Annotated in this window: 24 protein-coding genes; 15 read left to right on the forward strand and 9 right to left on the reverse strand. The window is 55.7% G+C overall.

Annotated elements, in window-relative coordinates; all coding sequences use genetic code 11:
- Nucleotides 1-4: 4 nt before the first annotated feature.
- On the reverse strand, nucleotides 5-823 hold the full coding sequence (nlpA, locus tag ACO0U8_RS12330; RefSeq protein WP_421670880.1) for a lipoprotein NlpA: 819 nt from the start codon (nucleotides 821-823) through the stop codon (nucleotides 5-7).
- A gap of 232 nt (nucleotides 824-1,055) precedes the next feature.
- Between nlpA and ACO0U8_RS12335 the strand changes: the two genes are divergently transcribed.
- Nucleotides 1,056-1,577, forward strand: a complete 522-nt coding sequence (locus ACO0U8_RS12335; protein ID WP_056774342.1) for a GNAT family N-acetyltransferase — start codon at nucleotides 1,056-1,058, stop codon at nucleotides 1,575-1,577.
- A gap of 36 nt (nucleotides 1,578-1,613) precedes the next feature.
- On the opposite strand, the gene ACO0U8_RS12340 is transcribed toward ACO0U8_RS12335, so the two are convergent.
- Genes ACO0U8_RS12340 through ACO0U8_RS12355 form a run of 4 tightly spaced genes read right to left on the reverse strand, consistent with a single transcriptional unit; the run spans nucleotide 1,614 to nucleotide 6,493 of the window.
- Nucleotides 1,614-3,149, reverse strand: coding sequence for an MFS transporter (locus tag ACO0U8_RS12340; protein WP_421670881.1), 1,536 nt, complete (start codon nucleotides 3,147-3,149; stop codon nucleotides 1,614-1,616).
- Nucleotides 3,150-3,189: 40 nt separating this feature from the next.
- Complete coding sequence (locus ACO0U8_RS12345) at nucleotides 3,190-4,224, reverse strand: Gfo/Idh/MocA family protein (protein WP_122097511.1); 1,035 nt, start codon at nucleotides 4,222-4,224, stop codon at nucleotides 3,190-3,192.
- Nucleotides 4,225-4,238: 14 nt separating this feature from the next.
- Nucleotides 4,239-5,315 (reverse strand): Gfo/Idh/MocA family protein, encoded by a 1,077-nt coding sequence (locus ACO0U8_RS12350; RefSeq protein ID WP_421670882.1) that lies wholly within the window; start codon nucleotides 5,313-5,315, stop codon nucleotides 4,239-4,241.
- Nucleotides 5,316-5,317: 2 nt separating this feature from the next.
- The gene (locus ACO0U8_RS12355) at nucleotides 5,318-6,493 is read right to left on the reverse strand and encodes a Gfo/Idh/MocA family protein (protein ID WP_421670883.1); all 1,176 of its coding nucleotides are present in this window, start codon (nucleotides 6,491-6,493) and stop codon (nucleotides 5,318-5,320) included.
- A 282-nt stretch (nucleotides 6,494-6,775) separates the two neighbouring features.
- On the opposite strand from ACO0U8_RS12355, the gene ACO0U8_RS12360 reads away from it, so the two are divergent.
- From ACO0U8_RS12360 to yghU, 10 genes are all read left to right on the forward strand, one after another.
- Nucleotides 6,776-7,843: a LacI family DNA-binding transcriptional regulator gene (locus ACO0U8_RS12360; protein ID WP_122097508.1), complete on the forward strand. Its 1,068-nt coding sequence runs from the start codon at nucleotides 6,776-6,778 to the stop codon at nucleotides 7,841-7,843.
- A gap of 79 nt (nucleotides 7,844-7,922) precedes the next feature.
- Complete coding sequence (locus ACO0U8_RS12365) at nucleotides 7,923-8,654, forward strand: FadR/GntR family transcriptional regulator (RefSeq protein ID WP_421670884.1); 732 nt, start codon at nucleotides 7,923-7,925, stop codon at nucleotides 8,652-8,654.
- A gap of 117 nt (nucleotides 8,655-8,771) precedes the next feature.
- On the forward strand, nucleotides 8,772-9,671 hold the full coding sequence (locus tag ACO0U8_RS12370; RefSeq protein WP_217204556.1) for a 2-dehydro-3-deoxygalactonokinase: 900 nt from the start codon (nucleotides 8,772-8,774) through the stop codon (nucleotides 9,669-9,671).
- Nucleotides 9,668-10,339 (forward strand): 2-dehydro-3-deoxy-6-phosphogalactonate aldolase, encoded by a 672-nt coding sequence (locus tag ACO0U8_RS12375; RefSeq protein ID WP_421670885.1) that lies wholly within the window; start codon nucleotides 9,668-9,670, stop codon nucleotides 10,337-10,339. The genes ACO0U8_RS12370 and ACO0U8_RS12375 overlap by 4 nt, the downstream gene beginning before the upstream one ends.
- 65 nt (nucleotides 10,340-10,404) lie before the next feature.
- Nucleotides 10,405-11,808 (forward strand): sugar porter family MFS transporter, encoded by a 1,404-nt coding sequence (locus tag ACO0U8_RS12380; RefSeq protein WP_217204558.1) that lies wholly within the window; start codon nucleotides 10,405-10,407, stop codon nucleotides 11,806-11,808.
- Nucleotides 11,809-11,838: 30 nt separating this feature from the next.
- Nucleotides 11,839-13,227, forward strand: coding sequence for an MFS transporter (locus tag ACO0U8_RS12385; RefSeq protein ID WP_235533424.1), 1,389 nt, complete (start codon nucleotides 11,839-11,841; stop codon nucleotides 13,225-13,227).
- Nucleotides 13,224-14,933: a dihydroxy-acid dehydratase gene (gene ilvD / locus ACO0U8_RS12390; protein WP_421670886.1), complete on the forward strand. Its 1,710-nt coding sequence runs from the start codon at nucleotides 13,224-13,226 to the stop codon at nucleotides 14,931-14,933. Before ACO0U8_RS12385 ends, ilvD begins: the two co-directional genes overlap by 4 nt.
- Before the next feature lie 2 nt (nucleotides 14,934-14,935).
- Nucleotides 14,936-15,832, forward strand: a complete 897-nt coding sequence (locus ACO0U8_RS12395; RefSeq protein WP_183847835.1) for a dihydrodipicolinate synthase family protein — start codon at nucleotides 14,936-14,938, stop codon at nucleotides 15,830-15,832.
- A gap of 15 nt (nucleotides 15,833-15,847) precedes the next feature.
- Nucleotides 15,848-16,621: an SDR family NAD(P)-dependent oxidoreductase gene (locus ACO0U8_RS12400; protein WP_122097501.1), complete on the forward strand. Its 774-nt coding sequence runs from the start codon at nucleotides 15,848-15,850 to the stop codon at nucleotides 16,619-16,621.
- Between the two features lie 106 nt (nucleotides 16,622-16,727).
- Nucleotides 16,728-17,573, forward strand: coding sequence for a glutathione-dependent disulfide-bond oxidoreductase (gene yghU / locus ACO0U8_RS12405; RefSeq protein ID WP_056774288.1), 846 nt, complete (start codon nucleotides 16,728-16,730; stop codon nucleotides 17,571-17,573).
- A gap of 68 nt (nucleotides 17,574-17,641) precedes the next feature.
- On the opposite strand, the gene yghX is transcribed toward yghU, so the two are convergent.
- Nucleotides 17,642-18,547 carry a YghX family hydrolase gene (gene yghX / locus ACO0U8_RS12410; RefSeq protein WP_056774285.1) on the reverse strand — a complete coding sequence of 302 codons (906 nt, stop codon included), beginning with the start codon at nucleotides 18,545-18,547 and terminating at the stop codon, nucleotides 17,642-17,644.
- A 221-nt stretch (nucleotides 18,548-18,768) separates the two neighbouring features.
- Between yghX and ACO0U8_RS12415 the strand changes: the two genes are divergently transcribed.
- Together ACO0U8_RS12415 and ACO0U8_RS12420 are read left to right on the forward strand one after the other, a co-directional pair.
- On the forward strand, nucleotides 18,769-19,707 hold the full coding sequence (locus tag ACO0U8_RS12415; RefSeq protein ID WP_421670887.1) for a hypothetical protein: 939 nt from the start codon (nucleotides 18,769-18,771) through the stop codon (nucleotides 19,705-19,707).
- A gap of 43 nt (nucleotides 19,708-19,750) precedes the next feature.
- A complete protein-coding gene (locus tag ACO0U8_RS12420) occupies nucleotides 19,751-19,951 on the forward strand; it encodes a DNA polymerase III subunit theta (RefSeq protein ID WP_056774278.1) in 201 nt (66 codons plus the stop codon).
- 10 nt (nucleotides 19,952-19,961) lie between these two features.
- Here the strand turns inward: ACO0U8_RS12420 and ACO0U8_RS12425 are convergent, their stop codons facing one another.
- On the reverse strand, nucleotides 19,962-20,843 hold the full coding sequence (locus ACO0U8_RS12425; RefSeq protein WP_136375692.1) for a LysR substrate-binding domain-containing protein: 882 nt from the start codon (nucleotides 20,841-20,843) through the stop codon (nucleotides 19,962-19,964).
- A gap of 105 nt (nucleotides 20,844-20,948) precedes the next feature.
- Here ACO0U8_RS12425 and ACO0U8_RS12430 point away from each other — a divergent pair, with 105 nt between their 5' ends.
- Both ACO0U8_RS12430 and ACO0U8_RS12435 read left to right on the forward strand, forming a co-directional pair.
- A complete protein-coding gene (locus tag ACO0U8_RS12430; RefSeq protein ID WP_421670888.1) occupies nucleotides 20,949-21,272 on the forward strand; it encodes a carboxymuconolactone decarboxylase family protein in 324 nt (107 codons plus the stop codon).
- Between the two features lie 15 nt (nucleotides 21,273-21,287).
- On the forward strand, nucleotides 21,288-21,686 hold the full coding sequence (locus ACO0U8_RS12435) for a tautomerase family protein (RefSeq protein ID WP_421670889.1): 399 nt from the start codon (nucleotides 21,288-21,290) through the stop codon (nucleotides 21,684-21,686).
- 57 nt (nucleotides 21,687-21,743) lie between these two features.
- On the opposite strand, the gene ACO0U8_RS12440 is transcribed toward ACO0U8_RS12435, so the two are convergent.
- Both ACO0U8_RS12440 and flhA read right to left on the reverse strand, forming a co-directional pair.
- A complete protein-coding gene (locus ACO0U8_RS12440; protein WP_122097495.1) occupies nucleotides 21,744-23,033 on the reverse strand; it encodes a glycoside hydrolase family 68 protein in 1,290 nt (429 codons plus the stop codon).
- A gap of 252 nt (nucleotides 23,034-23,285) precedes the next feature.
- Entirely contained in the window at nucleotides 23,286-25,367 is a 2,082-nt protein-coding gene (gene flhA, locus ACO0U8_RS12445) for a formate hydrogenlyase transcriptional activator FlhA (protein ID WP_421670890.1), read from the reverse strand.
- Between the last annotated feature and the right edge of the window lie 62 nt (nucleotides 25,368-25,429).

A 25,429-nucleotide genomic window follows, 5' to 3' on the forward strand; every position in this document is an offset into this window, starting at 1 on the left:
CCTGTTACCACCCCGGCACCGCGCCACCGTTAAAGATTTTCTCTGCCGCCTTCGCCACTTCTGGCGACTGGTAAGAATTCAGAAACTCCTTCACGTTCTGCGCATCTTTATTGTCTTCCCGCGCGACCAGAATATTGACGTAAGGAGAGTTTTTATCTTCGATAAACACGCTGTCATGCACCGGCGAGAGTCCGGTTTGCTGAATGTAGGTGGTGCTGATGATCGCCACGTCAACTTTCGGGTCGTCCAGTACGCGCGGTAACTGCGCACCTTCCAGCTGCATAATGTTCAGGTGATGCGGGTTTGCAGTGATATCCAGCGCCGTCGGCAGCAGGCCGGTTCCCTCTTTCAGGGTGATCAGTTTTTCTTTTTGCAGCAGCAACAGCGCGCGCCCGAGATTGGTCGGATCATTCGGGATCGCGACCGTCGCGCCTTCGCTGAGTTGATCAACGGTTTTAATTTTCTTTGAATAACCGGCCATCGGGAAAACGAAGGTATTGCCGACGGCGACCAGATGATAGTTATGCGCTTTATTGTCCTGTTCAAGGAACGGGCGATGCTGGAAGACGTTCGCATCCAGATCGCCATGCTCGGTGGCATCGTTCGGCAGTAAGGAACCGCTGAAACCGACCAGCTCGACCTCCAGACCGTATTTCTCTATGGCGACTTTTTTAGCCACTTCCGCCACATCCTGCTCGGCGCCGTTAATCACCCCCACCTTAATATGTTTCGCATCACTGCTTTTTTGGTCACAGCCTGCCAGCAGTAAACCCGCCAGCAAAACCAGGGCTCCGGCCCGAAAATGAGAGGTTGTCAGTTTCACTCTTTATCCTTAAAAAATAAGCGCTAATGTGCAAAGACACTGACTATAACAGGAGGACCGACGGTGATTTAAAAACCAAAAAAATATCGATAAGAAGAAAAAAGTATAAACACAGAACAGCGGCCGGCAGGGGGTATCCAGACGTTTTACTTATACCTGTCAAAAACAGTTTGCCTTCGGGCCCTGTTTACGCAAAAAGTAGTGATTTGGCGCCCTCTGCGGAGCAGTAAGAATGGAAATTATTGAGGCGGATGAACAACATGTTCCCGCGATGCAAAAAATTTATGCCTGGCACGTCATTCACGGAACGGCCTCGTTCGAGACTCAACCGCCTGAGCAAAGTGAAATCTCCGCCCGTCTGAAAAAAATCAAAGAGGCCGGTCTGCTGTGGCTGGTGGTGCTGCATGAAGGGGAAGTGAAAGGATTTTGCTATCTTGGCCGTTACCGCGAGCGTTTCGCTTACCGGTTCACGCTGGAAGATTCTATTTATATTGATCCCGGTTTTCAGAAACGGGGAGCGGGTAAAGCGCTGCTTCGCCGCGCCATCGACTGGGCGGAAACTCACGGCTTTCGTCAGTTGATTGGAAACGTCGGCGACAGCGACAATACCGCGTCGATCAACCTGCATCTCGCGGCCGGTTTTCAGATAAAAGGGACACTGCACTCGGTGGGGTTCAAGCATGGCCGCTGGCTGGACACCGTATTTATGCAGCGCGCACTGGGAGACGGGAATCAGACCCTGCCCGCGCAGTAGCGGAGAGCGGGCAGCCACGCTGCCCGCCCCTTAACGCTACCCCGCCACTTCACTGTGTAACACTTTTCCCCTGGCCCCTGCGCCCCAGACTTCACTGTACTCATAGCCGGTCAGATCTTTGATCACTTTCTGGCACTCCGGCGTGCAGTCTGCAAGATCGCCGCCCAGTTTCAGACGCGCCACCTCTTTGATCAGCGTTTTGTGGGTGTCACGCGTCAGTTTAAATTTGAATGTCATGTAAAAACTGACGGCCAGCAGTGCGGCGGTGGCGAATATCATCAGCCCGATAATCGCATGCAGCGCGCTGACCGGTTGCATACCCTGCCCTTTGACGAAACCGCTCTCCTGCAACACGATGCCGATCAGCATAATTGCCAGCGCCACGGTGCTTTTGCGGGTCAGTACCATCACACCGGCGAATATCCCTTCGCGACGTTTTTTGGTGACGATTTCATCCACGTCGGGAATAAAGCTGTAGATGTTCCACGGAATGTAATACAGCCCGGCGCGGGCAAAACCGAACACCGCGAACACTGCCGAGAACAGCAAAACAGACACCGTCATTTCGGTGATATACACATAGAACAGAAATGCCAGCACGCAAAAAATAATGCCGTAAGCCAGCCTTAATGCGCCGGAAGGTGACATATTGATTTTTTCCAGCAGCATCATAAAAATAAAGGTGGAAGGCACGGAGGCTAATGCCGCGACGGTTAAATACCCCGATACCGCCGATGCACTCAGATGTAATCCGTACACCACGTAATAAGTAAAGACGGCACCAAATACGTCCAGCGCGGTAAAAGAGAAAATATAGATAATAATATGCTGGCGGAACATACGTATTTTAAAGGAGGAAAGAAGATCCAGCGCCAGGCTTTTTAAATGGTGCAGCAACCCGCCGCTGTTTGCGCCCAGCGGTTCCGGCTCAAACTCTTCCCGCACGTCTTTGGCTTCCCAGGTACACATCCAGGTGGTAAAGACCGCGACGCAGAAAATACAGGCGAAAATAATGCCGGTATACGTGTACGTCATCGGATTATCTTTACCGGTGAATTGCATGATCACACCGGGGATCGACACCGCCAGCAGGCCACCGAGCTGGGAGCAGATCATACGCACGCCAGACAGGCGGGTGCGTTCGCTGAAGCGGTTGGTCATTTCAGAAGAGAGCGTTTCCCACGGCACCAGCACCATGGCCGAAAGCAACTCGATAGACAGATAGGTGCCGAGATAATACCAGTAGCTCATGTCGGTTACCCAGACCAGCGCATACAGGAACATCAGCGGGGAACTGATCAGCAGGAAAAACCGGCGGCGGCCAAACTTTTTCCCAAGCCAGGTGTTGGCGAAATTATCGGTGATGTAGCCCATAATCGGACTTAATATGGCGTCGATGACGCGGGCAATGGCGAATATTGACCCGGCCTCTAATACAGATAATCCACAATAGGTCGTATAAAAGAATAAAAGCCAGGTACCAATAACGGCGAATGCACCGCCACCAAATAAATCCGTCACGCCATAACCTATGGCCGTGCCGTAACCGACTCTGCGTTCAGTAGGCTTCATTTTTATTATCCTGTGAATGTAGGGTTATTATTAATATTATTTATTCAAGCGTGATCCATTGTCTTAATTGTGAGGAACGATAAATCGCCTCAACCATCTTGAGGGAAATATCGGCCTCGTCCAGAGAGGTATAATTGTCATCTTCAAGGTTTCTGTTCTCGAAAGAACGGACAGAGTGCGTGAAATTATTAATGGCCTGACGATGGCTGTCGCCCCAGTAACTTTTCCCCTGCCCTGCCGGGCTGTGATCGCTGACCAGCAGCGTTTTATTTTCTCCTGAGATCAGCCAGAGCGCGTTATGGTGCAGTTGCAGCAGCCCGTTTTCACAGTGGATTTCCAGCAGCAGCGGGGAATCGGTGCTGTGACAGTTGCTGGCATAAAACAGCCCGCGTGCACCATTCGCCAGTATCAGGCTGGCCATGGCGGTGTCTTCGTTCTCGGTCACCTCCCCCAGAAAATGGCTGTCCACCACACCTTTTATCGCCCGAACGCCGCCGCCAAACCACTGCATCAGATCCAGTGTGTGGATCGCCTGATTGATCAGCAGACTGCCGCCTTCGGTCGCGAAATGCCCGCGCCACGGGCTCTGGCTGTAGTAGGTTCCGCCGCGTGACCAGGTCAGCACGGCTTTAATGCTCAGCATTTTGCCCAGCGCGCCGCTTGCCAGCAGCGCGTGGATTTTCTGGCTCGACGGGTTAAGCCGGTTCTGATAACACACCCCGAGCAGCCTTCCCGAATCGGTCAGCGCTTTTTTAACCGCCTTGATTTCGCCGGGATTGAGTACCGCCGGTTTCTCGGTAAACACGTGTTTTCCCGCCGCCAGTGCGGCGAGAATGGCCTCCTGATGCAGATAATGCGGCAGGCAGATATGCACCACGTCAATGTGCGGATCGCGCAGCATTTCGGCATAATCGGCGTAAAACGCACACTGATACTGCTGCGCCAGCGCCTGGCCTTTTTCAACATCGCATTCGGCAATGGCCTGTAAACGGCTGGCCGGATTTTGCAGGATCGCCCCGGCATGGCAGGTGTGAATAGCCCCGCAACCGATGATGGCCGCATTAATGGTTTTCATGACGCGCCTCCGGATTACACCGATTGTCCCGCCTGATTTGCCAGCATCTGCGCACGCACGCACAACTCGGCGGCTTTAAACGCATGCTCCTGGGTCATGGCGTTTTCGGTGCGATTCAGGCAATCGAGAATCAGCTGGCCGAAGAACGGGAAGCCCACTTTTCCTGATACCGGATAGCGGAACTCGCCCTGCTGATTCACCAGATACACCACATCCTGCTCGCCGCGCGTGATATCGACATATTTGCGCATCTCGATGTAGCCTTCGGTACCCAGCAGCGTCAGACGTCCGTCGCCCCAGGTGCTCAGCCCGTCTGGCGTGAACCAGTCGCAGCGGAAATAACCGCGTGCGCCATTGTCGCCTTCCAGCATCGCGTCGCCGAAATCTTCAAAACGCGGGGATGCCGGATGGTTAAAATTCATCGCCTGCGCGGCGACCACGCGGGCGTTGCGGTTGCCGGTGTAAAACAGGAACTGTTCGATCTGATGGCTGCCGATATCACACAGAATGCCGCCGAATTTTTCCCGTTCGTAAAACCAGTCCGGGCGGCCTTCGCCTTCGCGGTGTGGCCCGGTACCCAGCGTCTGGATAACCCGCCCGATCGCCCCTTCCTGCACCAGTTGTCCGGCGAAAACTGCGCTCTCAACGTGCAGCCGTTCGCTGTAATAAACCGCATATTTTCGCCCGGTGGCAGCCACTTTGGCTTTCGCCGCGGCCAGTTGTTCCAGCGTGGTCAGCGGTGCTTTATCGGTGAAATAATCTTTACCGGCCTCCATCACTTTCAGCCCAAGGGCGCAGCGTTCAGAAGGCACGCCCGCGCCCGCCACCAGCTGAACTTCTCTGTCGGCGAGGATCGTTTCCAGCGAATCCGCCACCGCCACCTGCGGATACTGGCTGACAAATTTTTGCACCTTTGCCGGATCCGGATCGTAAACCCATTTCAGGCTGGCACCGGCTTCAATCAGCCCGTTACACATGCCGTAAATATGCCCGTGATCCAGCGCCGCCGCCGCGATCACAAACTCGCCCGGCTTCACCACCGGCTGCGGTTTCCCGACCGGCGCATAGTTCATCCCGTCTTGAATGCTCATCTTCAGGCTCCTTTATCCATGTTTTTGCCCAGCGGGATCGCCTCTTCATTGGCGAAGTTTTCCACGGAGGCGGATTTCTCATAAAAGTGCGGTGCCAGCGACACCAGCCCGCCGGTCTGATAGAAAGGATCCGACGGCAAAATCGGCAGCGTCACAATGCTGCGGGTGATGGCGGATTTATAAATCGCGGCGATCAGCTCCAGCGAGCGTTTGCCCTGCACGCCGTCGACCAGCGGTGCGGTTTCGGTTTCCAGCGCCGTGAGGAAATTGTCGATCTGACCGGTGTGCAGCGTGTAGGTCAACGCAGGAATGGACTGATAAATGTCATCAAGACGGTTTTCCCGCGCCGTATCACGTGCTTCGACAGGGAAACCGTTAGGTGCAGAAATGCTGGCAAAAGTGTCCCACGGCGCCGAGATCCGCGCGCGCTCGCCCTGGATCACCATCTTCTGATCTTCGCCGTGATGCACCACCGAGGCAGTCAGCTGGGTCAGCGCACCGGAGTCATATTTGAAAATCGCCGCCGAGAGATCTTCCACTTCGGCATTGTCGTGCGCGGCATTGGTGATCATCGAGACCACTTCCGACGGGAAACCCAGCATCCACTGAATCGCATCGATATGGTGAACAGCGTGATTGAGCGTGCAGCCACCCGCCTCTTTTTCCCAGGTGCCGCGCCACCACAAATCGTAATACGAGTGGCCGCGCCACCAGAAAGAGTCCACCTGCGCATGGCAGACTTTGCCCGCTTCGCCGGAATCGATGACTTTTTTCAGCCGCCAGAACGCATCGGTAAAGCGGTTCTGGGCAATGATCGACAACGTTTTGCCGCTCGTCTGCGCCGCGCTTATCATCGCATCGCATTCCTGTAATGATGCCGCCATCGGCTTTTCACAAAGCACATGTTTGCCCGCGGTCAGCGCATCAATTGAAATTTGTGCATGCACATACGGCGGTGTACAGATGTCAAAAACGTCAATGTCCGGGTCGCCGAGAATATCCTGATGGCTGGCATAGACTTTGGCCTCTGTCAGGCCGTAATGCCGTTTCTTCTCTTCGGCTTTCTCAGGATAAATATCCAGCAGCGCGACAATCTGACAACGGTCAGCAAACTGCAAATATCCCTGAATATGGTTATGTGAAATATTACCGGTACCAACGATCGCTATTTTCAGCATTATTTTATTCCTGATTTCAGACTGATGGGCAGCCGTCACCTTGCTGATTTAATGACTGATTTTACGTGTTTCGTCATTTCATCTGGCGCGGATAAATACTTAAAATCTGCTGCAACACTTATTGCTGAGAGAATAGTAATGGCATTTTTTTCCAACAATCGGTATTTGTGACAGGAATTGCAGCGCGGCATTTCGGATTTGCTATGATGATGAATAGCTGATGAATTACAAACAGTTACACGTGGTAATAAGTCCATAAGCTAATGAGGCGTTGATCACAAAATGACAGGAAAATTAAAAATCAGGCAAATAGCCGAGTTAACAGGGCTTTCTCCCAGCACTGTTTCCCGGGTATTAGCTGGCAAAGCGAATGTCAGCCCGCAGGCAAAAGAAAAAGTATTTACCCATGCCAGAAATATGGGTATTTTGCGCGACATTCCCGCCAGCCGCCTGTTAATGAATACTCTGTTAATTTGCGCGCCACCGGCTGCATTCTCTCCCCATGAAGATCTCTATTATTATGAAGCCATTCAGGAAATAACGGCGGAGGTCAGCCGTTTCGACATTCACGTGCGAAAATGCGCGCTGACGGTGAATGATCCGGATATCGCCGGTTTCATGCAGGCGCTCAGCCAGTCGGATGTGGATGGCATTATTATTATCGGCATTGATGATGTGATGCTGTACCGGCTGGCGGCGGAATCGAATAAACCGGTGGTGATGATCAACGCGAAAGACAGCGAAATGCGCCTCGACTGTGTTTCCGCCGATCACTATTCCATCGGCTACAGCGCGGCACATTATTTATTCCAGAAGGGGCACAGGCCGGTATTGCTGTTCACCGATCTGCGGCGGGAAACCATGATGCAGCGTCTGGACGGCTTCAAACGCGCCTGTCTTGAACATCACATTGCTTTTGATGAAGCCACTCATCTGCTGATCAATAAAGGTAACGGCAAGGAACAGGCGCGGGAAAGCATTGATAAATACCTGCGCGAACACAAACGGGAAACGCTGCCCTCGGCGATTGTCTGCGGCAGTACGCCGATTGCCCACGCCACGCTGGAAGCGCTGACCGCAATGGGCATCCGGGTTCCGGAAGATATTTCACTGATGAGCATGGATTTCGCCCATGAGATGAAAACCGCGACGCCGATGAATTTCACCTCGATGCTGCTGCCCTGCCGCGAGCTCGGCACGGAGGCGGTGTATATTCTGCAAAGCCGCTTAATGCGCGCCACCAGCGCCAAATTTAATCTGCTGTTGCAGGGAAAAATCCACAGCGGCCAGTCGGTGGTCGATGTGAAATGGAAGCGCAAAGGCTTGTATCCGCAGCCGGTTGGGTTATGAGAGATTGCGGTGTAACATGTCGCCATTACAGTGACTTAATCTCCCGGCGTCTTATTGCCGCTGCCTCACCGGAAACTTAATGAACAAACTCACCGCTTCCGTTTCAGAATCCATTACCCGCGATTTAGCGCTGCGTATTATTCGTGGCGAGCTGGCCGTTGGCATGCCGATTGCGGGAGAAAATGAGCTGGCGCAGCAGTACGAGGCGTCGCGAACGTCGGTTCGCAACGCGCTTCAGGTGCTGGGGGCAAAAGGCATGTTACTGATCCAGGCCAAGCGCCGCAGTATCGTCACGCCGCGCGAGCAGTGGAGTTTTCTGGATGCCGACGTGCTCTCATGGCTGGAAGACGTCGGGATTGAATCCGAACTGGTTGAGCAACTGATGCTCACGCGCCTGATTTTCGAACCGGACGTCGCGGCCATGGCGGCGCTCAATGCCAACGGAAACGATCTCGCCGCCATCGAAAATGCGCTGCACGCCATGCAGTCCGGGCAGCAAAAGGGTTCTGCCGCCCAGTTTGAACAGGGCGATCTGGCTTTTCATACGGCGGTGCTCAAAGCCTGCCATAACCCGTTCCTCTCTTCCGTCGGTAGCGCGCTGTCTGCGGCGATGCTGCTCTCTTTTAAGCAAACCCTCGAAGAGGATCTCACTCTGACGCAGGATGCCGTGCAGCAGCACCGGGATCTGTTCGAAGCCATTCGCCTCAAGCAAGTTGATCAGGCGCGCCAGTGCATGCGCCACATCTTACTCAGCGCCGCGCACAAACATATCTGGCGTGAGATCCCCGAAAAGTATCAGCACTTCTTTTAACGCTTTTCCCGCCTGATTCGCTAACTTCCGATCTCCCTCACAGTAATAAGGTTATTTCTCACCCATCATTCTTGTCATACAAGATTTATATTGTTGTAACTCAAGAATGAGAATGCCATGCACAAACACTGGATTGCCATTGACTGGGGAACCTCGAATTTTCGGGCGTTCCTGATGAAGGATTCCCTCTGTGTTGCCACGACTCACGCCCCCTGCGGCCTGCTTAACGTACCCGACCGGCAGTTTGCGGCGGCGTTGCAGCCTCTGATTCAGCCGTGGCTGGACGAGTACCCCAGGCTGCCGCTGCTGATGGCGGGAATGGTCGGCTCACAGCAAGGCTGGCTGGAAGTGCCTTACGTCGCCCTGCCCGCCGGAGGTGAGCAGCTCGCCGCGCAGGTCGCCACGGTGAACACGCCGTGGGGAAGCCCGTGCCAGATAATCGCGGGCGTCAGCGGCCCAAACGCGTTCGGCCTGCCCGACGTGATGCGCGGAGAGGAAGTCCAGCTGACCGGGCTGGCGGCACTGCACCCGCAGGCGCAGCACTGTGTGATTTTACCGGGTACGCACAGCAAACATGCCTTCCTGCTGAACGGCCAGATCCGTCATTTCAGCACCTTTATGACCGGCGAAATCTACGCCGTGATGCTCAACCATTCGCTGCTGGGCCGGGATTTGCCTGAGCCGTCAGACGATGCCAGCGCCTTTGCGCTTGGCGTCAGTCATGCGCCCGCAGCACCGTTTCTCAGCAATGCGCTGTTCTCGGCGCGCACCCTGCGGCTCGACGGCACGCTGCCTCCTGCAGACGTTGCCAGCTACCTCTCCGGTTTACTCATTGGCGCAGAGCTGCTGGCCCTGCCGGAAACGCAGGCGTGGATCGTCGGTTCCCCGGCGTTAACCGAACGCTACACCCGCGCTGCCAGCCAGATGGGCATCAGCCTGCAACCGGCTGACGGCAATGACTGTTTCATTGAAGGCATGGCCGCTATCTGCCGCAGCCTGAACGGAGAACGCACATGAATGCACTGAATTTTTCCACCCGCTGGCAGCAATGCCGGTTGCCGCTGATTGCCATTTTACGGGGTGTGACGCCCGCCGAAGCTGAAGGCGTGGCGCGTACCCTGCTGGAATGCGGATTTACCTGGCTGGAAGTGCCGCTGAACAGCCCGCAACCGCTGGAGTCGATCGCCATCATGGCGAAAACCGTCGGTGATAACGGTTTTGTCGGCGCGGGTACCGTGCTCAGCGAACGTCAGGTGCATCAGGTGGCGGAAGCCGGGGGTCAGCTGATTATCTCCCCGAACCCCGATCTTTCGGTTATCCGCGCCACCTGTGCGCTCGGTTTAGTCAGCCTGCCGGGCGTCGCCACGCCGGGCGAAGCCTTTGCCGCGCTGAATGCCGGTGCCAGCGCCCTGAAGCTGTTTCCGGCGGAGATGATCACCCCGGCCATCACCAAAGCGATGCTGGTGGTATTGCCGGAAAAAACCGTCTGCCTGCCGGTCGGCGGGATCAGCGCCGATGCCGCACAAATGCACAGGTATCTGCAATCTGGCGCCCGCGGTTTCGGCCTGGGCGGTGGCCTCTATCAGCCGGGCATTTCCCTGACCGCACTGCGCGAACGCGCACTGGCTTATCAGGCGGCATGGCATCAGGCGCATGAAGCGCTGCTGAGCCGTAAAACCACCTGACCACGGGCCACTCTGCTTTCCCTACACATCCCTGTAAAAACATAAAATGACCTCCGAGGTTTCGTATGACGACACATGCAATTCCACACTCTGTTCCCCGCACCAACCGGCAAACGTTGCTGGTGTGTTTTTTAGCCGCACTGGCCGGTCTGCTGTTCGGGCTGGATATGGGCGTGATCGCGGGCGCGTTACCGTTTCTGGCACAGGAATTCGGGCTGAGCAGTCATCAGCAGGAAATGGTGGTCAGCGTCATGATGGTCGGCGCGGCGCTGGGTGCGCTGTGCAGCGGCCCGATGTGTACCCGTATCGGACGTAAAAAAACGCTGCTGATTGGCGCAGCACTTTTTGTCGCAGGGTCGGTCGGTTGCGCCTTTGCCCCTGATTTGCAGACTCTGATCGTCTCGCGTTTCCTGCTCGGCGCGGCGGTCGGCGTCGCCTCGTTCGTCGCACCGCTGTATCTGTCTGAAATCGCGCCGGAACATATCCGTGGCAGCATGATTTCCATGTATCAGCTGATGATCACCATCGGGATCCTGGTGGCGTTTCTCTCCGACACGGCCTTCAGCCAAAGCGGCAACTGGCGCTGGATGCTGGGCATCATCACCTTTCCGGCGCTGGTGCTGTTTGCCGGGGTTCTCACCCTGCCGGAAAGCCCGCGCTGGCTGATGATGAAAAACAAACATGCGCTGGCGCAGAAAGTGCTGCTGCTGTTGCGCTCCAGCGAAAGGGAAGCGCACACCGAGCTGGACGCCATCCGCGAAAGCGTGAAGGTAAGCCAGCGTGGCTGGCAGCTGTTTCGTGCCAGCAGTCATTTTCGCCGCTCCACCTGCCTCGGCGTGTTATTGCAGTTCATGCAGCAGTTCACCGGCATGACCGTCATCATGTATTACGCACCGAAAATCTTTGCCATTGCCGGTTTTGCCTCCACCCAACAGCAGATGTGGGGCACGGTGATCGCCGGTTTAACCAACGTGCTGGCGACGTTCATTGCGATTGGTCTGGTAGACCGCTGGGGACGCAAGCCGATCCTCAAACTCGGTTTCAGCGTGATGGCGATTTGCATGGCGTTACTGGGTTACATGTTCTTCATCGGCATCACCAGCCCGGTGCAGCAATACACCGCCGTCATCCTGTTGCTGATTTTCATCACCGGTTTTGCCATGAGCGCCGGGCCGCTGATCTGGGTGCTGTGTTCAGAGATCCAGCCGCTGGCCGGGCGCGATTTCGGCGTGACCTGCTCCACCATGGCGAACTGGATCGCCAACACCATTATCGGCGCGACCTTCCTGACGCTTATCGACTCGGTGGGCAGCGCGGGCACCTTCTGGCTCTACGCCGTGCTGAACGTCCTGTGCATCATCCTCACCCTGCTTTTCGTGCCTGAAACCAAAAACATCTCGCTGGAAAATATCGAGAAAAACCTGATGGCTGGCCTGCCTCTGAGAAATATCGGCAGCTCTCTTTACTAACCCCGTTTTCCCCTTCCTGGCGGAGGGGAAATGAAGAGATCAGAACCTATGGCGATTATTCATTCTGAAAACAGAGCTGACGCGGTGTACAGCAAAATCACCCGTCGCCTGATTCCGTTTTTAATTCTGTGCTACTTCTTCGCGTATCTGGATCGCGTCAATATCGGTTTTGCCAAACTGCATATGCAGGATGCGCTGAACTTCAGCGACACGGTGTACGGGCTGGGTGCCGGTATCTTTTTCATCGGCTATTTCCTGTTTGAACTGCCGAGCAACCTGATGATGCAACGCTACGGCCCGCGCTTCTGGATAGCGCGGATCATGATCAGCTGGGCGGTGCTGTCAGCGGCGATGATCTTTGTGACTACGCCGATGCAATTCTATGTGCTGCGCTTCCTGCTCGGCGTGGCCGAAGCCGGTTTCTTCCCCGGTATCGTCTTTTATCTCACGCTGTGGTTTCCGTCGTGGCGCTCGGCACGCACGCTCGGCCTGTTCATTCTGGTCACTCCGCTGTCCACCATCATTGGCAGCCCGCTGTCCGGTTTGATTTTGAAAACCTTTGAGGGCGTCGATGGCCTGCACAACTGGCAATGGCTGTTTGTGGTGGAAGCGATCCCCTCTTTCCTGCTGGCTTTTGTGGTACTCAAATATCTTGATAACGACGTCAACGCCGCCCGCTGGTTAAGTGCACAAGAGAAACAGATTGTCGCTGAGGATCTGGAAACAGACCGTCAGCGCAGCCTGATAGCCAACGCCGGTAAACCGCCGCAAAGCCTGAAAATGATGTTTAAAAATGGCTACGTCTGGCTGCTGGCGCTGATTTTCTTCAGCTTTAACATCGGTTACTACGGCATTAATTTCTGGCTGCCGTCGATCATCAAAACCTCCGGCGTGACCGATGATTTTCACATCGGCCTGCTCGCCGCCCTGCCTTACGTGTTCGGCGCCGTGTTTATGGTGTGGAACAGCCGCCACTCAGATTTACGCCGTGAACGCCGCTGGCATATCGCCATTCCCGCCATTATCGGCGCCGTTGGCCTGAGCCTGAGCGCCTATTGCAGCGGCTCAACGGTATGGATGATGGCGTGGATTTGCTTAGCCATGTCCGGCACGCTGGCGCTTATCCCCACCTACATCAGCCTGCCCGGCACGCTGCTTTCCGGCACCGCGGCGGCGGCCGGTATCGCGCTGGTCAACTCGGTCGGCAACCTGGCCGGATTCTTCGGCCCGACCGTTCTCGGCTGGCTGAAAGACAACACCGGCAGCACCAACATGGGCCTGTATATTCTCGCCGCCTTCCTGCTGCTGTGTGCGCCATTGATATTTTTGTTACCAGCACGGCTGGTTAATCCCCGTCGCAGCCCTGAACCAGCGGCTGAAAGCGGCGTTGAATCATCATTAAAAAGAGGCAGTGTATGAGCGGATGCAGTAACGGATGTGGAACCTGTGGTGACCACTTTAACCCGGTATTAAGCGGAGACGACGGCGCACTGAAACGCGCGCTGTACAAGTCGATGGGGCATACCGATGAGCAACTGCGCCGTCCGGTGATCGCCGTGGTGAACAGCTACACCAACGCCACCGCCGGTCATGTGAACCTCAATGAGCTGACCGCCGAAGTCCTCAAAGGCATTGACGAAGCCGGTGGCGTCGGCATGGTATTTGGCACCATTGCGCCGTGCGACGGCATCGCCGAAGGCCATCTGGGCATGCGCTACATTCTGGCCGCCCGCGAAGTGATCGCAAGCTCCATTGAAGTGATGATGCGCGCCCACCGTTTCGACGGCATGGTGATGCTCGGCTCGTGCGACAAAATCGTGCCCGCCATGCTGATGGCGGCGGCACGTCTGGATATTCCGGCGATTCTGGTCAACGGCGGGCCAATGTATCCGGCGCGCTATCACGGCAAAGACTGGGACGGCAACATCGTGACCGAAGCCATCGGCTGGAAAAAGCGCGGTGAAATCGACGAGGCAGAATTCCGTCACATCGAAGATATCGCCGAGCCCGGCCCCGGCTCCTGCACCATGTACGGCACCGCCAATACCATGTGCTGCATCGCCGAAGTGATGGGCATGAGTTTACCCGGCAGCAGCACGCTGCCCGCCATTTCACCACTGCGTCGGGAATGCGCCTTCCGCACCGGTCAGACGGCGGTAGATCTGGTGAAACGCGGCGTGAATGCGCGCCAGATCATCACGCCGGACGCTATCCGCAACGCCATGATTTACCTGCTGGCGACCGGCGGATCCACCAACGCCATCCTGCATTTACAGGCCATTCATTACGAAGCCGAATACGGTCATCTGCCGCTGTCGGATTTCGACAAACTCAGCCATCACGTGCCGCTGGTCGCCGCGCTGTATCCGGCGTCAGAACACGACATGATCGACTTCTGGGAAGCCGGTGGCGTGACGGCGGTCGAGAAAGAAATCAGCGCGCTGATGCATCTGGATGCACTGACCGTCAGCGGCCAGACCAAGCGCCAGTGGCTGGAAACGCAGCCTCAAACTTCGCGCCCGGAAGTCATTCATACGCTGGCGATCCCGGTGCGCAATGAAGCCGGTGTGGCGGTGCTGCATGGCAATCTGTCGCCGCTCGGCTGCGTGGTGAAACCGGCGGCCGTGCCGGAAGACCTGATGATCTTCAGCGGCCCGGCGGTGGTGTTTAACAGCGAACAGGAATCGGTGGACGCCATTCTTTCCGGCGACATCCCGCCGGGCAGTGCGCTGGTGCTGCGTTACGAAGGGCCGAAAGGCGGGCCGGGAATGCCAGAAATGTACAAGCCGATGAAATGCCTCGAAGGCATGGGGCTGTCTGACAGCTGCGCGCTGATCACCGACGGGCGCTTCTCCGGCTCCAACCGCGGGCTGTTTGTCGGCCATATTTCGCCGGAGGCCAGCGACGGCGGCGATCTGGCGCTGGTCGAAAACGGCGACATCATCACCATCAATATTCCGACCCGCGAGCTGACGCTTAACGTCAGCGCAGACGTACTGGCCGTGCGCCGCCAACACTGGGTGCCGGTCGAAAAACAGGTCCCACGCGGCTTCCTGCGTTTATACCGCCGATGGGCATTACCGGCCGCACAGGGCGCGGTCTTAGCCGACCGTGACGAGGTGTAATGATGTATTCATCTTCACAGATTTGCGGCGTCAATCCGATTGCCGCGCTGCCTTTCACCGCGCAGGGCGAACCAGACTACGCGAGTGTTGACCGCCTGCTCGGCCACCTTGCCGACACCGGCATTCAGGGGCTTACGCTGTTTGGTATTGCCAGCGAATTCCCCAAACTCGAGGACAGCGAACGGCTGCGTCTCGCCGACCAGTTTATTTCCACACTGAGCGGCAGCGGCATTTTCCGCGCCCTGTCCGTCACCGATCACAGCACCGAAGTGGCGGTCAAACGGGCGCGGGATTATCAGAAACGCGGTGCCGATGCCCTGATGCTGCTGCCTCCGTTTTTCCTGCAACCGGATAACGCCGCGATTTCGCACCACATTTTCTCGGTGTTGGAAGCCGTGGAGATTCCGGTCATGGTGCAGTACGCGCCGGGGGAAACCGGTTTGTCGATTACGCCGGAGAAGCTCAGCGAGGTGGCCAGGCGCTACCCGCACGCGGTGTTTAAAATCGAATGCAATCCGCCGGTGGATTACACCCGTGAGTTTCTGCAACGCGCGCCGCAGGCCAGCGTGCTCAACGGTTACGCCGGTTTATACATGCCGGAGATGCTCAGCGCCGGTGGCAAAGGCGTGATGCCGGGCTGTTCGTTCAGCGAGATTTACGTGCAGATTTACCGTTTGTGGCAGGCAGGCGAACACGATCAGGCGCGGGCACTGCACGCCCGGCTTTTACCGTGGATCCGCCGCTGGATGACGCACTGTGAATACATCATTCAGGTGGAGAAAACCATTTTGCACAAACGCGGGATCATCGCCACCGACTACTGCCGCCATCCGGGCTGGACACTGACGGCAGAAGACCATCAGTCGATCGACACCTTCATCAGCACTTTTTCCCTTTAATGTTGCGGAGTTCTTATGACTACCACGCTTACATTCCCGCGCGTTGTGATCGTCACCGGTGCCAGTCAGGGCATCGGTCACGCCATCGCACGCACCTTCCTGGATCACGGTGACATCGTGATTGGCTGCGCATTTTCTTCTGCGGATAACGCCCCGCACGCCATGAAATTGCAGGCGCAGTTCCCGGAGCAATTCTTTTATTATTCCGTCGATATCACCAAAACGGACGCCATCGCGAATTTCATCAGAGAGGTAGAAACACGCTTTGGCCGGCTGGATGTGCTGGTGTCGAATGCCGGTAAAAACGTTTTCAAAGGCATCGACTGCGAACCGGAAGACTGGCATCACAATCTGGATCTCAACCTGCGTTCGCACTGGTATATCGCCAAATGCTGCCGCGCATTGCTGGAAAAATCCAAAGGCGTGATCCTGATCATGACCTCGAATCACGCGTTTTCCACTATGCCCGGCTGCGCGCCCTACAACATCACCAAACGCGCCCTGCTTTCGCTGGTGCAAAGCCTGACCATCGAATGGGGCCCGGCGATCCGCACGGTAGGGATCGCCCCCGGTTTTATTGATACGGCGGGCAATCAGCTGTGGTTTGACGCCCATGAAGACGGTGAAGCCTCGCGCGAGGAAACCATCAGGAAACACCCGGTCGGGCGCATCGGTACGTCTGAAGAAGTGGGCGAATTGTGCCTGTATTTAGCCAGTCAGGCTGCCGGGTTTATCGCCGGTACCACCATCGTCATGGACGGCGGGCGCAGCGCATTAATGCAGGATTAAGCCCTGTGCGTGCCCTGCATCCGGCAGGGCACATTCTCAGCGTCGCGCTTTTTCATCTCCTGCTAGACTTCTCTGTCCTAACCTAAAAAAAGATGCGGAGATTTCAATGTCAGAACAGTATCAGCCACCGAAAGTCTGGACCTGGAATAAAGACGAAGTCAGTAAATTCTCGAACATCAACCGCCCGATAGCGGGCCCGACTCATGAAAAAACATTGCCGGTTGGCAGGCATCCGTTGCAGCTCTATTCCCTCGGCACGCCGAACGGCCAGAAAGTGACCATTCTGCTGGAAGAGTTACTGGCGCTGGGCATCAGCGGCGCAGAATACGATGCGTTTATCATCCGCATCAACGAAGGCGATCAGTTCTCCAGCGGCTTTGTAGACGTCAACCCGAACTCGAAAATCCCGGCGCTGCTGGATAACTCCACCACCCCGCCGATCCGCGTGTTTGAATCCGGCAACATCCTGCTGTATCTGGCAGAGAAGTTCGGCAAATTCCTGCCAAAAGACCTCGCCGGACGCACCGAAACCCTGAACTGGTTGTTCTGGCTGCAAGGCTCCGCGCCCTATCTGGGCGGCGGTTTCGGCCACTTCTACCATTACGCACCGGTCAAAATCGAATACGCCATTAACCGCTTTACGATGGAAGCCAAACGCCAGCTCGACGTGTTAGACCGCCAATTGGCGGAGCACCGTTTTATTGCCGGTGAAGAGTACACCATTGCCGATATCGCCATTTTCACCTGGTACGGCAGTCTGGCGCAGGGCGGGCTGTATGAGTCTGCTGAGTTCCTCGACATTCAGTCCTACAAGCACTTCCAGCGCTGGGCCGAAGAGGTTGCCAGCCGTCCGGCGGTGAAACGCGGGCGCATTGTCAACCGCACCTGGGGCGATGAGCAGCTGGAAGAACGTCATGATGCATCGGATTTCGACGGCGTTCTGAAATCCTGACCGGCGTCTGACACGTAAAAAAAGGGCGGGATTTTGCGATCCCGCCCTTTTGTTTTACGCACGTGCCGTCAGGCGGTTTCCGTCTGCGGATCGAGATACTTTTTAAACCAGGCCAGGGTTCTTTCCCACGCCAGATCGGCTGCCGCTTTGTCATAACGCGGCGTCGAATCATTATGGAACCCGTGATTTACGCCCGGATAGACATACCCTTCATAAACCTTGTTATTGGCTTTGAGCGCGGCTTCATACGCGGGCCAGCCTTCGGTGATCGGCTTATCCAGCTCGGCGTAATGCAGCAGCAACGGCGCTTTGATGCGTGCCACGTCTTCTGCTTTTGGCTGACGCCCGTAAAAAGGCACCGCCGCCGCCAGTTCGGGATAGGCCACCGCCGAGGCATTCGCCACCCCGCCGCCGTAACAGAAACCGGTGATGCCGACTTTGCCGGTGGCCGTGTCGTGGTGCATCAGAAATTCGATGGCGGCGAAGAAATCATTCATCAGCTTGGTCGGATCAACGCCTTTTTGCAGCTCGCGTCCCTTTTCATCGTTACCGGGATAACCGCCCACCGAGCTGAGGCCATCCGGTGCCAGCGCGATGTATCCGGCTTTCGCCACGCGGCGCGCCACGTCTTCGATGTAGGGATTCAGCCCGCGATTTTCATGCACCACCACCACGCCCGGCACCTTGCCGGTGGCTTTTGCCGGACGCACCAGATACCCGCGCACGCTGCCGTGCCCCTGCGGCGAAGGATACTGAATATATTCCGCCACAATGTCCGGATCGGTAAATTCGACCTGCTCGGCATAGGCATAATTCGGTGTCATCAGCGTGGTGAGGGCCGCCGCCGATAATCCGCCGACTACAAATTTCGCCGAGAGATCGAGAAATTCCCGTTTGGTCATCTTGCCATGCACGTAGAAATCAAAGTATTCGAGGAGTTCAGGGGGAAAATCTTTGGCCGTCATTCGCGTCATCTTGAGGCTCCGTTCAGTGCAAAAGAAGCCTGAATAATGACCTGATTCTGGCGATTTTGTAAACCAATTGTGAAATACCAGGCGAATCCGGGTGCCTTACGCGCCCCCTTTGCGCACCGGAAATGGTAGACTGCGGGATAAAAAAGGGGAGCGTAATGGGTAATCATCAAAGGAAAGCAGCCAACATACATTTCGTTGAGTGGAACTCAGAATACGAAAGGATGATGACGTCTGCCCTCAAAAAAGACTTTAACGTCAGTGAGATTTATCGCGTCAAACAGCATTTCAAGTCTGTGCAAAATCTCCTGCCAGGAAACACGCTCAGGCGCTGCCATGCCAGATGGCAAAGTGCGATAAAATTTCGGCATGTCGCTGATAACGATGTGATCATTTGCAATGGTTACAGCGCGTTCCTGTTGCTGGATCTGATTGCGCCGCTGCGTTGTAAAAAGATCCTGGTTTTGCGTGACGCCGTGGCGGCACTGACCTCTAAGCGCCGCCGCCTGAAATTGCTTTCCGACAATGAAAACTATCTGGACAGAGTGAAAACTGTTTTTGACGTTATCTACAGTTTCGACCCGGAAGATTGCCTGAAATATCAACTTGCCTATGTCGATCAGTTTTTACCCTTCACCCGCAACGACATCGCGGCGTGGCGGGCTGAACCGGCTAACGCCCCGTCTGCGCACTCATGCTTTTATGTCGGTGGCTATGATGATGGCCGGGCCAGTCTGATTAACCAACTGGCGCCGTTGTTGCAGGAAAATCAGTGCCAGCCGGATTTTTATCTGGTGGGCGGTGATGCGGAAAACCCCCATTATCCGGCCTTCTGCATCAATCAAAAACTCAGTTATCAGCAAAATATTGAAAAACTCAAACGTTCCACCGTCGTGCTCGAAATCAATAAGACGGGCCAACGCGGCTTAACGCTGCGCGCGCTCGAAGCAATGGCATTCAACAAAAAGCTGATAACCAATAATGCCTCGATAAAAGATCATGCTTTTTATCATCCCGACAAAATCTTTATCTGGGGAGAAGACGATCAAGACGCTATTGCCCGCTTTCTTTCCTCAGCGCATCAGGAAACCGATCTGGCATTGCTGGAGAAGTATTGCGCTGACGGCATGCTGAAAACCCTGGCCGGAACGGCAGCAGAATAAAGACAGTGCGGGACAACGTAACCATTCAGTTAAAGGAGACACCATGAACACATCACTCGCAGGGCTCAGTAAAGAAGAAATGGACAAAGTGAGTGCCGGGCTCGCGGCCGGGACTGTCGCGGTGCGCGAGCGCAATAATCTGCCGGTGAATGCCGATGAAGTGGAAATGGAGCAGCCGGAACATCTGCGCGCCTATTTTCGCGAGCGTCTGGAACATTACCGCCAGCAGCCAGCGAAAAAGTGATCCGCGCGGCTCAGCCCGCGTGCGCAAAGAAAGCGATAATCGCCTCTTTCAGATGCCTCGCCGCCTCGCCGGGCAGCGTCTCGCTCTGGTGGAGGCTGATGCCCACATCCCCCGCCGCAGGCAGTTCGCTCAGGCAATGTAACGACGCCGGCAGACCGAAACCGGTACGCAACGTCACCCCCAGCCCCGCCGAAGTTGCCGCCCAAATTCCGCTCAGACTGCGGCTGGTAAAGGCGATCCGCCAGGGGATTCCGGCGCGATCCAGCGCCGCGGTTGCCGCACTGCGCATCAGGCATGGCGCGTCAAACACCAGCAGCGGCAGCGGTTCACCGGAGGCCAACATTTCGCTGACGGGGAAATTCGCCGGGCCAATCCAGCGCAAAGGCACCCGCCCCAGCGACTGGCTGGACGGGAAAAGCAGCGTCTCTTCGGCCTGCCAGCACAGGGCCAGATCGAATTCATTGTGCCGGATCCCTTCAAGCAACTGCCGGTTACGGGTAATGCTGGCCGAAATCTGCACCTGCGGATGGGTGCGGGTAAATTGCCCGAGAATGGCCGGTAACAGGATTTCGCCGAAATCTTCCTGCATGCCCACGCTGAGGCTGCCACCCGGCACGCCCGCCCGCAGCGCCGCGCTGGCGTCGTCGTTCAGGCTGAGGATCCGTCGCGCATAGCTCAGCATCACTTCGCCGCGTTCGGTCAAAATCAGGTGTCGTCCGGATTTTTGCACCAAATCCGTCCCCGCCTGTTGCTCCAGCTTTTTCAGCTGTGCGCTGACGGCGGAGGTCGAACGCCCCAGCCGGTCAGCGGCCAGCACAAAACTTCCCAGCTCAATGCCGGTCACAAAACTGCGCAACGCCTCTGAATCAAAAGTCACTGGCCTTTTCGACACGCTAACCATCCCGTATTTATGAATTAATGCTGCTGATATTTTCGATATTCAGGATAATCATAACGCCTTATGCTCCTTTTCACACCGACAAACATGGAGCCTGATATGAGCACAACGCCCCCTTCCCTGCGCCCGCCTGAAAACATGGCGCGACTGACGCCCAAACTGGCAGAACTGACCGAACAGGTGCTGTTTGGCGATCTCTGGAACAGAGACGAACTTTCCCCGCGTGACCGCAGCCTGATCACCGTGGCCGCGCTGATTGCCCTGAACCGCAGTGAACAACTGCCCTTTCATCTGGATCTGGCCGTTAAAAACGGTGTCGGCCACGCCGAGCTGGCAGAAGTGATCACCCATCTGGCGTTTTATGCCGGATGGCCCGCCGCCGCGTCAGCCCTGACCCGCTTCGCCGCTCTCAACGATCAGTAACCGGAGGATCTGACAATGCCTTTCAGCCGAATTTCTTTACCCGCTCACCGTGCAGATGCGTGGCAGGACGCCATTTCTGCCATTTTACAGGAGACGCTGGTCGATCATTTCTCTGTCCCCAAAGATGACTGTTTTCAGCTGTTCGAACCCGCCAGCCGCGGCCAGCGGGTGATCAACCCGACCTATTTAGCCGGAGAAAATGACCGGCGCTCGGACGATTTTTTGCTGTTTCACATCACCGCAGGCAAACCGCGCAATGGTTATCAGAAACAGCAGCTGTTCCGTCATCTGGCCGATAAATTACATGCCGCGCTGGGCATTTCTGCGGCGGATGTGATGGTAGTGGTGACTTTTACCCAGCCGGAAGACTGGTCATTCAGCCACGGAGAGATGTTTCAGCTGGCAGGAAAATAACCGCAGCCACGCAGAAAAGGCTGCCCGAAGGCAGCCTGAGAAACAGTCAGCGTAAAATTATGCCTGCAGAATCACATCAGCCATTGGCGGGATGTAACCGTAATCGTACTCACCGACCACAAACGTCTGTTCGCCTTTGAGCTTGATTTTCACGGTCGGCGCTTCCGTGCCGCCGATGCGGTAATCCAAACCGGTGGTGGCTTTATCGACCGGGACGCTGTCGATAAACGACGTGACCAGACCGTTAGGCATCACATAGTGGGAATAAGTCTGGTAAGGCTGTGAAGGCGGGTTACCCAGCACCAGGCCGGAGCCGTTCAGCGGCACATACGGGCCGAACAGTGCGTCACTGACAAAACCGTAAACCCCGTCCGGACCGGTCACCCCTTCGCCATAGGTGAATTTATGGCTGATGGTGAACAGATAATATTTCCCGTCCTGGAACACAAAGTGCGGGCGCTCTGTCTGATCGTTTACCCCGACCGCCGTCAGCAACGGGGGCAGCAATGTCCAGCTGTCGCCGTTTTCATCTGCCGCTTGCGCGATACCGATGCACGCCGTCTGATAGCGCGAATTGCCCACGTCTTCATAGCCCGGCGGCACATCACCGATTTCATCCGGCCCGACCACGTGGGAACCGCGATCGCCCGCCACATTCCCTTCAAACAACATATACAGCTTGCCGCTTTTCGGGTCGCGGAACGGGAACGGGTCACGAAAGCCCCAGTAAGGGTTTTGGGTTTCGGTCTGATAGATTTTCCCGTCGGCGTCAAACAGCGGTTTCACCGCAGTAAAATCCGCCACCTCAACACCCTGCTGAGTGGTGATCACGCGTCCGCGGACTTTTACAATCGTCGCACCCGGTGTTACCGCCGTATAATATAAATCCACTTCCCCTTTATTATTTAATAATACCGGTGAACCCGCCCATTCGCGCACTGTAGGAGAAACACCTTCAGCCATTACGCGGCCACCAAATACCCAGTCTTTCCCGGTCGCGGAATACCAGTAGCAGATTTTGGCGCGGCCATGTCGGTTATTCCAGTCGAGGGTAATATCGTAATTGCCATTGGCATCAATATTTGCCGGATCATGTGGCTGACGGTCTGCCGTCAGGGTAAAGATGACTGACCAGCCATCGACCGACAGTACGTTACCGTCAATGTCGCGCAGCGGCATGGTGTCCCAGATAAACACTTCATCACTCATGACCGGGAAGTCACCGCTGACGCGTGGTTGCGTTGTGGTCGGGTCATTTTCATTCACTTTCAGGGCATCGGCACGGGTCCAGATACTCGGTTTTTTCGCCGCCTGTTCCTGTAAGCCTTTTTCGATTACGTTACTCATAAACCACCTCATCATTATAAAATTCAAAAGATTCAAATTAATTAATTTGCCGGTTTCGCTGCGCTCAATAATATTTATTCACGAAGCGTTGCCGACAGAATGAATACTGAACCCTGAGGATTTTCTGATAAAGCAGTTGGCGTCCGGTGGCGACTCACAGGACGTACAAATAATTAACCCGTGGATTTAAAATAAAAAACCCTGAGGCGGAGTCAGGGTTTTTTATCGGTATTTACATGATTAGGATGTTTATTATCTGGCGGCAATACCCAGTTTTTTCATCCGTGATAATAACGTGGTGCGCTTTAGCCCGAGGCGCTGTGCGGCACCACGCGGCCCGGCCACCACGCCATTGGTTTCTTTCAGCACGGCCAGGATGCGTTCCCGTTCATCCTGATCGCTGAGTTGTGCCACCGCGTCCGTCTTCACCTGTGGCGCGACCACGGGCAAGGTGGTCAGCGGGTAATTCAGCTCGGGAAGTTGCAGATCTAACACCGTGCCGCGCGTCAGCAGCACCGCGCGTTCAATGACATTTTCCAGCTCACGCACATTACCCGGCCACGGCATACGGCTCAGCAGGCGCAGGGTTTCCGCCGGAATACTGTCGATGGTGCGCTTCATACGTTTAGCGATTTTATAAGTGAGGAATTTCACCAGTTGCGGAATATCTTCCGGGCGCTCGCGCAGCGGCGGAATAATGATCGGAAAAACGTTCAGCCGGTAAAACAGATCGCTGCGAAATTCTTTGTCAGCCACCATCTGCTGCAAATCCCGGTTGGTGGCGGCGATCATCCGCACGTTGACCGAAATCAGTTTGTTACCGCCTACCCGCTCAAACTCCTGTTCCTGGAGGATGCGCAAAAGTTTAGGTTGCAACTCGAGAGGGATTTCTCCGACCTCATCCAGAAACAGCGTACCTTTGTCCGCCAGCTCGAAGCGCCCCATACGTTGTGCGGTCGCGCCGGTAAAAGAGCCTTTTTCATGGCCGAACAAATCACTTTCCATCAGCCCGGCGGGCATGGCCGCACAGTTCATTTTCACCATACGCTGGTCACGGCGATCGCCGAGATTGTGGATCGCTCTGGCGATAAGCTCCTTACCGGTGCCGGTTTCACCGAGGATCAGCACCGAGCAGTCACTTTTCGCGACGATTTCCACCTGTTTCAGCACCGCTGACATACTCGAACTGCGCCCGACAATATCGCTGAAATCCGGGTTATTGCTGTTGATCTGCTCGGTGAGATACAGGTTTTCGTGTTGCAGTTTTTCTTTCAGGCTTTTGATTTCCTGATAGGCCAGTGCGTTGTCTACCGCGATGGCGATACGTTCTGCTATTTGTTGCAGCAGGCGCAGATTCGCTGAATTAAAATTGTCCGGCTGGCACTGCGCCAGTTTGAGTACGCCCAGCGTTTTATGGCCGAAACGCAGCGGCAGAATACACAGCGTTTTGGTCTGCTCCCGCCACAGCAAATGGAACAGCGTGCTTTCTTCGCTTTCCCGCTCTGCGTCTGGCCGCACGTTAGTCAGCAGCATCTCGCCGCTTTTCATTACCTGCTGTTCAAGGGTGCCCTCCAGCGCCATCCGTGATTGTTCACGTTCCGCTACGTGCACCTGCACGTAATGCGTGGCATAGACGCTGGCCGGTTCCGTCTCTTTTTCGGCATCGCATAACACAATGCTGATGGCGTTGATGTGAAAGAAATGGTGAATGGTTTTGGCGATTTCGCCGGTCAGTTCATCGAGATCCAGCTTGGACAGCACCGCGTTGGTGATATCCACCAGAATGCGAAAATCGTCACGTTCATGACGCAGCAGGGAGTGCTGAAACTGTGCATTTTCACGCAACCGGATCTGTTCGACGGCGATGGCAGCCAGCATACAGAGTTCATGCAGACCCGCGTTGTCTTCCTCGCTGAACGGACGATCGTGCTGGCGGGTAAACTCGCAGCCGCCGAGCAGGCCGGTGGAGGCCAGCAGCGGCACCAGACAATAATCGGTAAACGGCGGATAGAGATTCAGCGCAGCCAGTTGCGGATAGCGCAGGTTCAGCGCTTCGCTGCGCCACACCTGCGTTTTAGGGTTGTTCAGCAGGCCGTGCACCGGCCCGGTGGCTAACAGGGTTTCATCTTCATAACTGACCGGCTGATGGTGCGGATCGATACCGTAAAAACTGACGCGATCGCTGTTGCTGTCAAACAGCACCAGCGTCACCGCTTCGGCGATACCGGCACTCTGAACCACCTGCGTCAGGGTTTCCAGCAGTGAAACCATGGTCTGTTGCAGCAACAGCGTGCGCGTCAGTTCCAGTAACCCTTTATGTTTTGTGATGCTCATTGTTGCACTCTGCATAGCGTTAGCTCTGGATACCTGTTCTTTCAGTTGCATAACTGGGTTGC

Origin of the sequence: Rahnella sp. EDr1-12, from assembly GCF_049206505.1 — a bacterium.
GTDB lineage: Bacteria > Pseudomonadota > Gammaproteobacteria > Enterobacterales > Enterobacteriaceae > Rahnella > Rahnella rivi.